Origin of the sequence: Streptomyces sp. NPDC090083 (assembly GCF_044747445.1) — a bacterium.
Lineage (GTDB): Bacteria > Actinomycetota > Actinomycetes > Streptomycetales > Streptomycetaceae > Streptomyces.
In genome coordinates this window covers 807252-820538 of sequence record NZ_JBIVED010000003.1, presented here as the reverse complement: position 1 = coordinate 820538, position 13287 = coordinate 807252, and the positions used below count along the sequence as shown (strand labels likewise).

Here is a 13287-nt window from a genome sequence, read left to right as displayed (position 1 = left end):
CGGTGGGGACACCCCGCGTCACCGAGGATCCGTCCGGCTCGTCGCGTAGGCGATCCCCTCGTCGTACGACATCGACAGGCCCGCCCGGTATCCGTTCTCGTACGCGGCGTCGCCGAGGTGTTCGCGGACCCGGAGTTCGCAGGTGCGGCGGGTGGCGATGAGGTCGGGGGAGTCCATCTGGGCGCGGCCGGTGAGTTCCCAGAGGCGGGTGCCGATGCCGAGCAGGCGGGCGGCGCGGGGGGCGTCGCCGGTGGCGACGACGGCGGCGGCCAGGAGGTCGAGGGACATCGCGGCGCCGACGGTGTTGTGCAGCAGGGCGTGGCCCGCGACGGAGGTGCGGGCGCCGTTCACCGCGGCCGGTACGTCACCGTGCGCCAGGTCGGCCTGGGCGATGAGGTAGTCGGCGAAGGCCCCGCACCAGTACTCGCCCTGTTTCCGGCTGGCCGTCCGCACCTCGTCGGCGACCTCACGGCCCCGCTCGTACTCGCCCAGCAGGATGTGCGCGAGTGAGAGCGCGAGCCTGACCTGGAGCTGGGCCGCTCCGAACGCGTCGTCCTGTATGGGGAGTTGGGGTGCCGCCGCGAGGACCGCGACGGCCTCCGCCTGGCGGCCGGTGAGGGCCAGCTGGCCGCCCCTGAGGTAGACCGCGGCGACCTCCGCGACCGGGGAGCCCTGTGCGCGGGCCGCGTCGGCGCACCGCACCGCCCAGTTGGCCGCCGCCTCCTGGTCGCCCTGGAGGAGCGCGACCGCCCCGCGCGACCAGACGGCGAGCGTGCGGCCGTGCCCGGTCGGCGGGGGCGGCGGGTCCGCGGCCAGGGCCTGGTCCAGGCAGTGGGCCGCCTCCCGGAGGTAGCCGCAGTGCCGCCACAGGAAGCCGACATGGCCCGTCATCTCCACGGCGGCCTCCCGGTCCGGTTCGGCGAGCGCGTTCTCGACCGCCGTGCGGAAGTTGGCGTGTTCGCTCAACACCCGTTCGCACCAGGCGACTTGCCGCCCGGTGTTCCACTCGGCGCACCCCTGGTGGGCGAGGCGGGCGTAGTACTCGTGATGACGACGGCGTACGGCCCGCTCCTCGCCGAGCGCGTGCAGCCAGTCGGTGCCGTACTCCCGGACGGTGTCGAGCATCCGGAAGCGGGCCGAGATCACCGGGTCGGGCACCACGATGGACTGCGCGACGAGCCGCGAGAGCAGACCGGCGATCCGCTCCGGGGCCAACGGGCCGCCCGCGCACACCTGCCCGACCGCCTCCGCGCAGAACCCACCGGTGAAGACGGACAACCGCGCCCACAGCAGGCGTTCGAGGGGTGCGCAGAGTTCGTGGCTCCAGCCGATGGCGGTACGCAACGTCTGGTGGCGGGGCGGGCGTTCGCCGGGGGTGGAGGTGAGCAGGTCCAGCGGTGAGGGCAGGCGTTCGCCCAGGCGGGCGTGGAGCTGGTCGAGGGTGAGGTCGGCCAGGCGGGCCGCGGCGAGTTCGAGGGCGAGCGGGATGCCGTCGAGGCGGCGGCACACGGCGGCGGCGACGGCGCGGGCGGCCCGGTCGTCGTCGGCCAGCGGGCGCCCGGCGTCGGCGGCGCGCTCGGCGAACAGGGCCACGGCGTCACCGGCCGCCGCGGGGTCGCCCGGGTCGGCGCCGCCCACCGGCAGTGGTTCGAGGTGCAGGACCTCCTCGCCGGGCAGCGCGAGGCGTTCGCGGCTGGTGACGAGGATGCGCAGGCCGGGGGCGCGGGTGAGCAGGGCGGCGGCGGCCTTGGCGCAGTCGGCGAGGAGGTGCTCGCAGGAGTCGAGGACGAGCAACAGCCGTTTGCCGCAGGCCCATTCGGCGATGACGTCGAGGACCGGGCGGGTGGACTGGTCGGCGAGCCGGAGGGTCTCCATGACGGCGAGGTCGACGAGTCCCGCGGTGTGCAGCGGGGAGAGTTCGGCCAGCCAGACCCCGTCCGGGTAGGCGTCCCGGGCCTCGGCCGCCGCGCGCAGGGCGAGCCGTGTCTTGCCGACCCCGCCGGCCCCGACGACGCTCACCAGCCGGGCCGCGCCCGCCGCCGGTTCTCCGGCCGTCGGTTCCAACGCGGCCCGGAGCCGGGCGAGTTCGGTGCGCCGCCCGACGAAACTGTGCGTCTCGGGCGGCAGATTCCCGAGGTTCCCGGGGTTCGGGTGGGTCGTGTCCGGCACGAGGCCCAGTGTGTCCGTACGTCACCGGCTCCACGCGCGGGTCCCGCAACGCGGTCCACGGCTGCCCGGAAAAGCCGCAACACCCCCCGGGCAGGCACTCTTTCCGATCATCCACCGAGCCCTTTGGTCCTGTCGTGATCGAGAGCTGATCAACTGCCCGGTGCCCTGGGTGGGGAGGCGGAAATTCCGCGATCGTCGTGGCGTGAACGCGATGGATGGGGGACGCCGATCCCGGACGGGCGACCGGGCGGCGGGGGCGGCACCGGCGGATGGCCGGACGACCCGGACGGATGGCCGGACGGATGGCCGGGCGGGTGGTCGCGGGGCAGGGGTGGATCGCCGGGCGGTGCGGACGGGCCGCCGGTCCGTCACCGCGCCCCTGGGGTCCCTTCTCGCGCCCGCCGGCTGTCTGCTCGCGGCCACACCAGGGCTGCTGATCGGCCGGGTGCAGCCGATCCTGCCCCTCCTGACGATCGGGCCGCTGATGGCCGCGGCCTTCCTGGGGCTCCGCCGTACGTTCCTGGTCTGCTGCTGGACCGTCCTGCTCGCGCTCGCCGCGGGCCTCGGCGCGAGCCCGCACGTCACCGCCGGGTTCGCGGCCCGCTGGGCCGGGCTGCTGCTGGGGTGCGGGTGCAGTGTGTACGCGGCCCGGCAGCGCGGCCGGCTGCGGGAGCGGCTCGCGGAGGCGCGGGAGGTGGCCCGGATCACCCAGGAGGCGATCCTGCGGCCCCTCTCCCGCACCCTCTCCGGCACCCATGTCTCCACCCGCTACCACTGCGCGAGCCGTGAGTCGTCGGTCGGCGGCGACCTGTACGACGTGGCGGTGACGCCCTACGGCCTGCGGGTGCTGGTCGGTGACGCGCGCGGGCACGGGCTCGACGCGCTGCGGACGGCGGCCGACACGGTCACCGCGTTCCGTGAACTGGCGTACACCGCGCCGGACTTGACGACGATCGCGCGGGCGCTCGACGCCCGGCTCTCCCCCCGGCTGGCGCCCGAGGACTTCGTCACGGCGGTGCTGGTGGAGTTCGGCCCGGGCGAGGTGCGGCTGGTCAACTGCGGGCATCCGGCGCCCCTGCGCTCCGGTCAGCGGCTGGAACTCCTCGAACCCCGGGTCCCCGCACTGCCGTTGGGCCTGCACCCGGACCCGCGGCAGTACCGGGTGCGGCTCCAGCCCGGTGACCGTCTGCTCCTCTACACGGACGGCCTCACCGACTCCCGTGCCCCCGACGGCACTCCCTTCGCCCTCCTCTCCGAGTCCGCGCTCGCGCTCAGCGAACCGATGCCGGACGCGGCGCTGCACGCCCTGTACGAGCGGCTGCTCGCGCACGTCGGCGGTCCGCCCGCCGACGACCTGGCCCTCGTGCTGTGCCAGCCGACGGGGGTGACGGCGCCGGTCCGGGTCCAGGAGACGCGGAACGCGCACGGGCGCCGGGACCCGACAGCGGGTTTCAGCCCAACGTGACGAGCAGTTGGGTGAGTTCGGCCGGCCTGGTGATCATGCAGTCGTGGCCGGTCTCCAGTTCCCACACCTGTGCCGGGGTGCCGTTGGGCTGGACCGCGGGGACGGGGCGCCGTTCGAAGCCTTCCGGTTCGCTGCCCACGCAGTGGATGTGGGTGCGGGGGACGGCCGTCGCGGCGGGGTTGTCCAGGTGGACGGGCTGCTGGAGGCAGAGCGCCGGCTGGTCCGAGATCATCGTGCGCAGCCAGGCCTTGTCCGCCGGGTCGGTGACCCCGAACAGGCCTCCGGGCGGCGGGAGTTCGGGCAGCGGCGGAATCCGCCAGGGGGTGTCGGAGCGCGCGGCGAGGTCGATGAGCACCTGGGTGACGGGCATGATGTCGGTCGCGGCCTCGCCGTCCACCGGGACCATCGCGTCGAGGTAGACGAGCTGGGCGATCCGGTCCGGGACCCGGTCGACCACGCCCGAGACGACCAGCCCCGCGTAGCTGTGCCCCACGAGGACGACCTCGGTGAGGTCCTCCTCCGTGATGAGCCCGACGACGTCGTCGACGTGGGTGTCGAGCCCCACCCCGGGCCCGAGCAGCCCTGCCTTGTCGCCGTACCCGGTGAGGGACGGCGCGAACACCCGGTGCCCGGCCGCCGTCAGCAGCGGGACCACCCGGTCCCAGGCCCGCCCGCTGTGCCAGGCTCCGTGCACCAGCAGATATGTGGACATCTCATCACTCCCTGTCGTAGGCGACCGGGGTTGCCGCCCGGCCACCGCCGACGCTCCCGCCCGCTCCCCGCCCCAGCCAGGGCCCCCACGACCCTGGGGGTGACAGGACCAGGCAGGTGCCCGGCCCGCCGACCTACAGTCGGGGGATGGCCGACGAACCGAACCTGCTGGGCGAGTACGTGCGCGCCCGCCGCGAACTCGTCACGCCCGAACAGGCCGGCATCCCGGTCTTCGGGGTCCGCCGGGTGCCGGGCCTGCGTCGCGAGGAGGTCGCGCTGCTGGCCGGGATCAGCGCCGACTACTACCTGCGCCTGGAGCAGGGTCGCGACCGCAACCCCTCCACGCAGGTCCTCGAAGCCATCGCCCGCGTGCTCCGGCTCGACGACACCGCGACGGCCCATCTGCTGCGCCTCGGCGCCGACGGCCCGCGCCGCCGCCGCGCCCGTCCGCACCGCAGGAAGGAGACGGTCCCGCCGAGCATCACGAAACTCCTCACAGCGCTCCCGCTCCCGGCGCTGGTCGAGGGCCGCTACTTCGACGTCCTGGCCGCGAACCCCCTCGCGACCGCCCTGTCACCGCGCTTCGCTCCGGGCGCCAACCGCCTCCGCTCCCTCTTCCTCGACCCGGCCGAGCAGGCGCTCCACCCGCAGTGGGAGCGCTCCAGCGGGGGCATCGTGGCCGCGTTCCGCGAGGCGGTCGGCACCGACACGGACGACCCGCGGTACATCGAGCTGGTCGGCGAACTCTCGCTCGCCAGCCCCCTGTTCAGCCGTCTCTGGGCCCGCCACGACGTCCGGTCCTGCGAGGGCGCGTCCAAGTACCTCGACCACCCCCAGGTGGGCGCCCTGCATCTCAACCGCGAGCGTCTGAGCATCGAGGGCGCGCCCGGACAGACCCTCGTCATCTACCACCCGGACCCCGGCACGGACGCGGCCGACAAGCTGACCCTCCTGGCCGCCACCGTCCAGCCGGCGCCGGAAGCCACCACCGCTCCCCTACGTCAGGCCCGCCACTGAGCGCACCAGTTCCTCGGCGGCGCCGAGCCGTCGCAGTTCACCCGCGGTCATGGTGGGATTCGCCGCCCGCCTCCGCCGGGCCTCGGCCAGCGCCTCCCGGGTGAGGCCGGAGGGATCGGCGAGCAGGGACCCGAGCATCGCGCGAGCCGGTCCGGCGATCGGCAGGTCGTCCACGGCGACCTGGGCGAGGATGAGCGCGGAGAGCGCCAGGTCGAGCGCCGGTTCGCCGTCCTCCGCCGTGCCCCAGTCGATGACGCGGGGTCCGTCCGGGGTGAGCAGGACGTTCTCCGGGTGGAGGTCGAGGTGCAGCACCCGGGTGCCGGGGAGCCGCCCGGGGACGGCGTGCAACCGCCGTAGCAGCGAGGCGAGTACGGTCCCTGCCTCCCGTGCGTCGATCGCGCCGGCGGCGAAGGCCTCCAGCATGGTCGGGCCGGTGAGCCGTTCCATGACGAGGTCGGTGCGCGAGTCGCCCGGCCGGACCCGGGGCACGGGATAGCCGTGGGCCCGCACGTGTTCCATCACGGCGCCCTCGGCCGCCGCGTCGCCCCAGTCCTCGCGGTTGCGGCGCAGCACCCAGTTCTCGTCGAGCGCGTAGACGTCGGCGGTGCGGCCGGAGCCGATCAGTCTCCCCGGCGTTTTCCCCGTGGCTGGCATGGCCAGAACCTACCTGGGTCGGTGGACCGGGCAACCCCTCCTCACAGCCGAGGCTCAGGTTCCCCGTACAGTGGCCGGGTCGCCATCACACCCGTACGGGGGGAAGCCGGTGCAATTCCGGCGCTGACCCGCAGCCGTGATCCGGTCCCCCGAGGGCCCGGTGAGCCGGACCGCCCCGCACGGCACGTGACCGGTTCACGCGCACCGTCGAGGAATACGGAGCCGAGCCGCCCGGGGGTTCCCGCGCTGCCGTGCTCCCCGCAGGGAAGGCATCCGCCGATCATGAACGTCCGCCGCAGCGCCGCGGCCCTGGCCACCGTCGTCACCGTGCTGGCGGCGGCCCCGGCCGTCGCCGCCGGTCCGTCGCCCGCACCGTCGACGGCGATACCCGCCGGGCTCTACGGCACCGCCGACCCCACCTACGACGGCGTCTGGCGCCAGTCCCTCGCGCTGCTCGCACAGGACGCGGTGGGCGTGGAGCCCGCCGAGAAGGCGGTGGCGTGGCTGGTCGGCCAGCAGTGCGCCGACGGCGCCTTCGCGGCGTTCCGCGCCGACCCCGCCAAGGCCTGTGACGCGAAGGTCATGGTCGACACGAACAGCACGGCAGCCGCCGTACAGGCCCTCGCGAGCGACGGGCGCGGGGACTCCGCCGTCGCCAAGGCCGTCACGTGGCTGAAGTCGGTCCAGAACCGCGACGGCGGCTGGGGCTACTCCCCCGGCGGGGCCAGCGACGCGAACTCCACCTCCGTCGTCATCGGCGCCCTCACGGAGGCGGGTGTGCCGGTGCCGAACCTCCGGAAGGACGGCGCGTCGCCCTACGACGCCCTGCGGAAGCTCGCGCTGCCCTGCGACGGCGGCGCGGACGCGGGTGCCTTCGCCTACCAGCCCGACAAGAAGGGCAGCCTCGCGGCCAACGCGGACGCGACGGCGGCGGCCGTGCTGGGCCTGTCCGGCGAGTCCCTGACCGGCAGCCGGCAGGACACCGCCGACGCACCCGCGAGCTGCGAGAAGTCCGGTGACGATCCCCTGCGGGTGGCGGACAACGGCGCCGCGTGGCTCGCCCGCGCCATGGCGAAGACCGGCCACCTCACAACCGCCCTCCCCGGCGCCGCACCCCAGCCGGACTACGGCAACACGGCCGACGCGATCGTCGCCCTGTCCTCCCTCGGCCTGCACGAGCAGGCCGCCAAGCCGCTGCGCTGGCTGGAGACCCACTCCACGTCCTGGGCCGCGCGGAGCGGTCCGGCCGCCTACGCCCAACTCGTCTTCGTGGCGACCACCGCGAAGGGCGCCGACGTCCACGACTTCGGCGGCCAGGACCTCGTGGCACTCCTCGACGCCACGGGCCCGACCCCCAGGGCGACCGACGAGCCGAGGTCCTCGGGCGCGGACGAGAAGTCGGCCTCCGACGACAACGGCGGTTCCCTGAACGTCACGTGGACGATCGTCGGCGCCCTCCTCCTCGTCGCGATCGTCGCCGCCGTCCTGATCGCCCGCAGCCGGAAGCGCGGCCGGCGGACGTGACCCGCCGCCTCCTCCTGCTGCTCCTGCCGGCCCTGCTCCTCGTCCTCGGCACGACGGCCCAGGCCCAGGCGGCCGGTTACCGCTACTGGTCCTTCTGGGACCGCACCGGCACGCACTGGACCTACGCCACGCAGGGCCCCGCCACCACCCGCCCGGACGACGGTGCCGTCCAGGGCTTCCGCTTCGCGGTGAGCGAGGACTCGGCGAACGCGGAGCAACCCCGCCTCCAGGCGCCCGACTTCGCGAAGATCTGCGCCGGTTCACCGGCCGTGGCGGGGAAGAAGCGCGTGGCCCTGGTCATCGACTTCGGTACGGACGCCGACGCCCCCGCCGCCCGCACCGCCTGCGCGACGGTCGCCCCCGACGCGACCACGGCGGCGGCGCTGGCCACGGTCGCCGAACCCCTGCGCTACAACACGGCCGCCCTGCTGTGCGCCATCGTCGGCTACCCGGAACAGGGCTGCGCCGACCAGGTCACCGCCGAGAAGAAAACACCAGCACCGCACCACGGCCCGTCGGTCGGAATCCTCGCGGGAGCAACGGCGGTAGCCCTGCTGGCCGCGGCAGCGGTCTGGCGAAGCCGACGGCGCCCCCATGACTGACCGCCCCGGCTCGCGCGACGCCCTTCGCAAGAGGCGCGCGGCTGCGACATCCCACGGAACCCCGCACCCCGGCGCCTGGTGGCTCTGGTCCCTGGGCCTGGCCACCGCCGCCACCCGCACCACCAACCCCCTCCTCCTGGCCCTCCTGATCACGGTCACGGCCTACGTGGTGGCGACCCACCGCACCGCCGCCCCCTGGTCCCGCTCCTACGCCGCCTTCGCCCGGCTCGCCCTGGCCGTGCTCCTCGTCCGCCTCCTCTTCGCGGTGGTCCTCGGCTCCCCGGTCCCCGGCACCCACACCCTCCTCACCCTGCCCGAACTCCCGCTCCCCCACTGGGCCCAGGGCATCCGTCTGGGCGGCGACGTCACCGCCGAGGCACTGCTCTTCGCGTTCTACGACGGCCTGAGACTGGCCACGCTGCTGATCTGCGTGGGCGCGGCGAACGCCCTGGCGAACCCGGCCCGCCTCCTCAAGTCCCTCCCCGGCGCCCTGTACGAGACCGGCGTGGCCGTGGTCGTGGCCCTCACCTTCGCCCCGAACCTCATCGCCGACGCCCAGCGACTGCGCGCCGCCCGCCGTCTGCGGGGCCGCCCGGACCGGGGTCTGCGCGGCCTCCTCCAGGTCGGACTCCCGGTCCTGGAGGACGCGTTGGAGCGCTCGGTCGCCCTGGCCGCGGCCATGGACGCGCGAGGCTACGGCCGTACCGCCTCCGTCCCCGCCGCCCTGCGCCGGACGACCACCGTCCTCACCCTCGGCGGGCTGCTGGGCGTCTGCGCCGGAACGTACGGCCTGCTCACCGCCGAAGGCGGCGCCTACGGACTCCCGTTGCTGCTCGCCGGGGTCGCCGCCGCGCTCGTGGGCCTGCGTCTGGGTGGCCGCCGCACCCTGCGCACCCGGTACCGCCCCGATCCCTGGGGCCCGAGCGCCTGGCTGGTCACGGCGTCCGGCGCGGCGGTCGCCGGGTTGCTCACGCTCGCCGCGGCGCGCGATCCCTCGGCCCTCGCCCCCGGCGTGATCCCCCTGACCGCGCCCACCCTCCCCCTCTGGCCGGCCGCCGCGATCCTGCTCGGCCTGGTCCCCGCACTCATCCCCACCGGCAAGGAACCGTCGTGATCCGCTTCGAGGACGTCTCCGTGACCTACGACGGCGCGCCCCGACCCGCCGTCCAGGACGTCGACTTCGCGGTACCGGAAGGCGAACTCGTGCTGCTCGTCGGCCCGTCGGGGGTCGGCAAGTCGACGGTGCTGGGCGCGGTGAGCGGGCTGGTCCCGCACTTCACCGGCGGCACCCTGCGCGGCCGGGTCACGGTGGCGGGCCGGGACACCCGCACCCATGCGCCGCGCGAACTCGCCGATGTCGTGGGCACGGTGGGCCAGGACCCGCTGTCGCACTTCGTGACGGACACGGTCGAGGACGAACTCGCCTACGGCATGGAGTCGTTGGGCCTCGCTCCCGAGGTGATGCGCCGCCGGGTGGAGGAGACCCTGGATCTGCTGGGCCTCACCGATCTCCGTGACCGCCCGATCGCCACCCTCTCCGGCGGCCAGCGGCAGCGGGTCGCGATCGGCTCGGTCCTCACCCCGCACCCCAGGGTCCTGGTCCTGGACGAGCCCACCTCGGCCCTCGATCCGGCGGCGGCGGAGGAAGTCCTCGCGGTCCTCCAGCGTCTCGTGCACGACCTCGGCACGACCGTCCTGCTGGCCGAACACCGCCTGGAACGCGTCATCCAGTACGCCGACCAGGTCGTCCTCCTCCCGGCCCCGGGCGCGGCACCGGTCGTCGGCACCCCGGCGGAGATCATGGCCGTGTCCCCCGTGTTCCCGCCGGTGGTCGACCTGGGCCGGCTGGCCGGGTGGACCCCGCTCCCGCTCACCGTGCGGGACGCGCGGCGCCGGGCGGGCGAGCTGCGCGAGCGCCTCACGGACCGCGAACCGACGCGCGGGACCCCCGCCCCGACTGCCGCCCCTGTGGCGGAGGTCCACGCCCTCGGCGTCCGCCGCGCCGGGGTCGACGCGCTGCGTCACCTCGACCTCGCTGTCGTCCCCGGCGAGACGATCGCCCTCATGGGCCGCAACGGCGCCGGCAAGTCCACGCTCCTCAACTCCCTCGTCGGGCTGGTCACTCCGACCTCCGGGACGGTCCGGGTCGGCGGTCTCGCCCCGCACCGCGCGGCGCCCCGCGACCTCGTCCGGCGCGCGGGCCTCGTCCCGCAGGAACCGCGTGACCTGCTGTACGCCGACACGGTCGCGGCGGAGTGCACGGCCGCCGACGCGGACGCGGGCGCCGAGGCGGGGACCTGCCGGGCGCTGGTCTCCGGGCTGCTGCCCGGGGTGGCGGACGACGTCCACCCCCGCGATCTGTCTGAGGGGCAGCGCCTCGCGCTGGCGCTGGCGATCGTGCTGACGGCCCGCCCGCCGCTGCTCCTGCTGGACGAGCCGACCCGGGGTCTGGACTACGCGGCCAAGTCCCGTCTGGTCACGGTGGTTCGGGGGCTCGCCGCCGAGGGGCACGCGGTCGTGCTGGCCACGCACGACGTCGAGCTGGCGGCCGAACTCGCGCACCGGGTCGTGCTGTTGGCCGACGGCGAGGTGATCGCCGACGGGCCGACGGCGGAGGTGGTGGTGGCGTCCCCGTCGTTCGCCCCGCAGACGACGAAGGTCCTGGCCCCGCAGCGGTGGCTCACGGTCGCCGAGGTCCGGGCGGCCCTGGCATGACCACGAACCCGTCCCGGCAGGAGCCGCTCCGCCGCGAGCCGCTCCGCCCCGTCCCGCTCAGCCCCCGCTCCACCGCCGCCCTCGCCCTCGTCACGGCCACCGGCTTCGCCGCCTTCACCTGGCCCTTCCTCGCCCCGCCCGGCTCCCAGGTCGCCGCGCACTCCCAGGACGCGCCGTGGCTGTTCGCGGGGCTGCTGGTGCTGCTGGTCGCCGTGGCGGCGGCGGCGATCTCGGAGTCGGGGCTCGGGCCGAAGGCGGTCGCCATGCTCGGTGTGCTCGCGGCGACCGGTGCCGCGCTGCGGCCCATCGGTGCGGGTACGGCCGGGATCGAGCCGATGTTCTTCCTGATGGTGCTGAGCGGACGTGTTCTCGGACCCGGTTTCGGGTTCGTGCTGGGCAACGTCACGATGTTCGCGTCGGCGCTGCTCACCGGCGGGGTCGGGCCGTGGCTGCCGTTCCAGATGCTGGCGATGGGCTGGTTCACGATGGGCGCGGGGCTGCTGCCGGGCCGGGAACGGCTGCGGGGCCGTGGCGAGGTGCTGGCGCTCGCGGGGTACGGGTTCCTCGCCGCCTTCGGGTACGGGACCGCGATGAATCTGGCGGGGTGGCCGTTCATGGGGGCGCTGGCCTCGTCCGTGGCGTTCGATCCGCAGGCCGCCGTTCCCGCGAATCTGGCGCGGTTCGTGGCCTACTGCCTGGCGACCTCGCTGGGGTGGGACCTGGGGCGGGCGATCGTGACCGTCGTGCTGACGCTGACGCTCGGGCCCGCGCTTCTGAAGGCGTTGCGGAGGGCCACGCGGAGGGCCGCGTTCGAGACGCCGGTCACGTTCGACGGACCCCCTGGGTGAGGCGGTGTGCGCCGACCGTGACGGAGGGAGTGAAGAGGCCCATATGACCCATGTCACGAACTACTGGGATTAGTAGCGTTTAGGCATGTCATGTACGCGACCCACACCCCGTCTGACCTGGGATTTGAGAGCCACGTCACACGGTTGACCATTCACCCACATGCGACCACAACTAGTAAAAGGGGTCTTTGCGGACACCGATCGAGAGTGTTTCTCTGGAGCAGTCGCACGGCGCCGACGAGTCCACACGGGCCTCGGCGCCGACGCATTGCCCCCGCCGCGCACCGCGTGACACCGGCAGGCGTACGACACCTTTGTCCCCGAAGAAACAGGTTCTCCGTGTCCGTCTCCCGCATCGTCGCTCGCATCGCCTCCCCGAAGAAGGCCCTGACCGCCGCCGCGCTCGCCGCCGCCACCACCGGCATGGTGCTGACCTCGGCCCCCGCTCAGGCCGCGACGACGTCGTCCTCCTCCGCCCAGGCGATCGCGCACAAGATGATCCCGAGCGCCGCGCAGTACAACGCGTTCAGCAAGATCGTCGAGCACGAGAGCGGCTGGAACGTCACCGCGACGAACTCCTCCTCCGGCGCCTACGGCCTGGTCCAGGCCCTCCCGGGCTCGAAGATGTCCTCGGCCGGCTCCGACTGGAAGACCAACGCCGCCACGCAGATCAAGTGGGGCCTGGACTACATGAACTCCCGCTACGGCAGCCCGACGGCCGCCTGGAGCTTCTGGCAGTCCAACGGCTGGTACTGATCACCGGCCCCACACACGCACCACACGGCGGCGGCCCCCGACACACCGGGGGCCGCCGCTACATTGCGTTCATGGCCGAGAACACACCCTCCCCGTCCTCCGACCGGGAAGCGCGCGGAGTGCGGCTGGTGGCCGTGCTGCTGGGGCTGACCGTGGTCAGCGGACTCATCGACGCCGTCAGTTATCTGGGCCTCGGCCATGTCTTCGTCGCGAACATGACCGGCAACGTGGTGGTGCTGGGCTTCGCCGCCGCCGGGGCGCCCGGGTTCACGGTGCTCCACAACCTCACCTCGCTCGGCGCCTTCCTCGTGGGCGTGGCGGCCGGGGGCCGGATCGCGCTGCGCATGGACACCGGCTCCCGGCGCACCTGGGCCAGGGTGAGCCTCGGCGCGGAGGCGGTGCTGGTGGGTGTGGCGGCCGTCATCGCCTTCGCCGCACCCGGTGACCACGCCACCACCTACCCCCTCATCGCCCTCACCGCCTTCGCGATGGGGCTGCGCAACGCGGCGGTCCGCAAGCTCAAGGTCACCGACATCTCGACCACCACGGTGCTGACCTCGACACTGACCGCGCTGGTGGCCGACTCGGTCACGGGCGACGGCTGGGGTGCCGGTTCGCTCCGCCGCGGCCTCGCGGTCGTCGGCATGATCGCGGGCGCCGTCCTGGGCGCGTGGCTCACGCTGCACCACGGTCTGCGCTACCCGCTCCTGGTCGCGGCTCTGGCCGCCGGAGTGTTCGCATTGACCGCATCTGGCCGGGAGTAGCCCAAAGCCCGGTAAAGAAGGCAGAATTCAGCCGTCTGTGTCCCACGATCAAAAGGATCGAT

At 74.2% G+C, this 13287-nt stretch carries 12 protein-coding genes and 1 riboswitch; of the genes, 9 read left to right on the top strand and 3 right to left on the bottom strand.

All coding sequences use genetic code 11. The features are described 5' to 3' along the window. Positions 1-18 precede the first annotated feature (18 nt). The gene (locus ACIPTO_RS14685; protein WP_401191771.1) at positions 19-2169 is read right to left on the bottom strand and encodes an ATP-binding protein; all 2151 of its coding nucleotides are present in this window, start codon (positions 2167-2169) and stop codon (positions 19-21) included. Positions 2170-2515: 346 nt separating this feature from the next. On the opposite strand from ACIPTO_RS14685, the gene ACIPTO_RS14680 reads away from it, so the two are divergent. After that, positions 2516-3634, top strand: coding sequence for a PP2C family protein-serine/threonine phosphatase (locus tag ACIPTO_RS14680; protein WP_401191769.1), 1119 nt, complete (start codon positions 2516-2518; stop codon positions 3632-3634). Here ACIPTO_RS14680 and ACIPTO_RS14675 read toward each other — a convergent pair. Further along, a complete protein-coding gene (locus ACIPTO_RS14675; protein ID WP_401191767.1) occupies positions 3621-4346 on the bottom strand; it encodes an alpha/beta fold hydrolase in 726 nt (241 codons plus the stop codon). The two genes, ACIPTO_RS14680 and ACIPTO_RS14675, sit on opposite strands and share 14 nt — an antisense overlap. A 146-nt stretch (positions 4347-4492) precedes the next feature. Here ACIPTO_RS14675 and ACIPTO_RS14670 point away from each other — a divergent pair, with 146 nt between their 5' ends. Continuing rightward, the gene (locus ACIPTO_RS14670) at positions 4493-5362 is read left to right on the top strand and encodes a helix-turn-helix domain-containing protein (protein ID WP_401191764.1); all 870 of its coding nucleotides are present in this window, start codon (positions 4493-4495) and stop codon (positions 5360-5362) included. Here the strand turns inward: ACIPTO_RS14670 and ACIPTO_RS14665 are convergent. After that, a complete protein-coding gene (locus ACIPTO_RS14665; RefSeq protein WP_366314053.1) occupies positions 5342-6016 on the bottom strand; it encodes a phosphotransferase in 675 nt (224 codons plus the stop codon). The two genes, ACIPTO_RS14670 and ACIPTO_RS14665, sit on opposite strands and share 21 nt — an antisense overlap. Positions 6017-6116: 100 nt before the next feature. Continuing rightward, positions 6117-6188, top strand: a riboswitch (cobalamin riboswitch). Between the two features lie 110 nt (positions 6189-6298). Between ACIPTO_RS14665 and ACIPTO_RS14660 the strand changes: the two genes are divergently transcribed. The 7 genes from ACIPTO_RS14660 (at position 6299) to ACIPTO_RS14630 (ending at position 13225) form a co-directional block, all read left to right on the top strand. Beyond that, positions 6299-7540: a prenyltransferase/squalene oxidase repeat-containing protein gene (locus ACIPTO_RS14660; protein WP_401191762.1), complete on the top strand. Its 1242-nt coding sequence runs from the start codon at positions 6299-6301 to the stop codon at positions 7538-7540. Further along, positions 7537-8142, top strand: a complete 606-nt coding sequence (locus ACIPTO_RS14655; RefSeq protein ID WP_401191760.1) for an SCO2322 family protein — start codon at positions 7537-7539, stop codon at positions 8140-8142. Before ACIPTO_RS14660 ends, ACIPTO_RS14655 begins: the two co-directional genes overlap by 4 nt. Next, positions 8135-9256, top strand: a complete 1122-nt coding sequence (locus ACIPTO_RS14650; protein WP_401191758.1) for a CbiQ family ECF transporter T component — start codon at positions 8135-8137, stop codon at positions 9254-9256. The genes ACIPTO_RS14655 and ACIPTO_RS14650 overlap by 8 nt, the downstream gene beginning before the upstream one ends. Next, a complete protein-coding gene (locus tag ACIPTO_RS14645; RefSeq protein ID WP_366314045.1) occupies positions 9253-10857 on the top strand; it encodes an ATP-binding cassette domain-containing protein in 1605 nt (534 codons plus the stop codon). Before ACIPTO_RS14650 ends, ACIPTO_RS14645 begins: the two co-directional genes overlap by 4 nt. After that, on the top strand, positions 10854-11705 hold the full coding sequence (locus ACIPTO_RS14640; protein ID WP_401191755.1) for an ECF transporter S component: 852 nt from the start codon (positions 10854-10856) through the stop codon (positions 11703-11705). The genes ACIPTO_RS14645 and ACIPTO_RS14640 overlap by 4 nt, the downstream gene beginning before the upstream one ends. 339 nt (positions 11706-12044) lie before the next feature. Next, complete coding sequence (locus ACIPTO_RS14635) at positions 12045-12461, top strand: transglycosylase SLT domain-containing protein (RefSeq protein WP_329555118.1); 417 nt, start codon at positions 12045-12047, stop codon at positions 12459-12461. Between the two features lie 71 nt (positions 12462-12532). After that, the gene (locus ACIPTO_RS14630) at positions 12533-13225 is read left to right on the top strand and encodes a YoaK family protein (protein ID WP_366314041.1); all 693 of its coding nucleotides are present in this window, start codon (positions 12533-12535) and stop codon (positions 13223-13225) included. The last annotated feature ends 62 nt before the right edge of the window (positions 13226-13287 follow it).

Excerpts from the sequence above, each read along its gene's own strand:
- ACIPTO_RS14675 (WP_401191767.1), bottom strand. The coding sequence starts at position 4,346 with ATGTCCACATATCTGCTGGTGCACGGAGCCTGGCACAGCGGGCGGGCC.
- ACIPTO_RS14670 (WP_401191764.1), top strand. The coding sequence starts at position 4,493 with ATGGCCGACGAACCGAACCTGCTGGGCGAGTACGTGCGCGCCCGCCGC.
- ACIPTO_RS14665 (WP_366314053.1), bottom strand. The coding sequence starts at position 6,016 with ATGCCAGCCACGGGGAAAACGCCGGGGAGACTGATCGGCTCCGGCCGC.
- ACIPTO_RS14660 (WP_401191762.1), top strand. The coding sequence starts at position 6,299 with ATGAACGTCCGCCGCAGCGCCGCGGCCCTGGCCACCGTCGTCACCGTG.
- ACIPTO_RS14650 (WP_401191758.1), top strand. The coding sequence starts at position 8,135 with ATGACTGACCGCCCCGGCTCGCGCGACGCCCTTCGCAAGAGGCGCGCG.
- ACIPTO_RS14640 (WP_401191755.1), top strand. The coding sequence starts at position 10,854 with ATGACCACGAACCCGTCCCGGCAGGAGCCGCTCCGCCGCGAGCCGCTC.
- ACIPTO_RS14630 (WP_366314041.1), top strand. The coding sequence starts at position 12,533 with ATGGCCGAGAACACACCCTCCCCGTCCTCCGACCGGGAAGCGCGCGGA.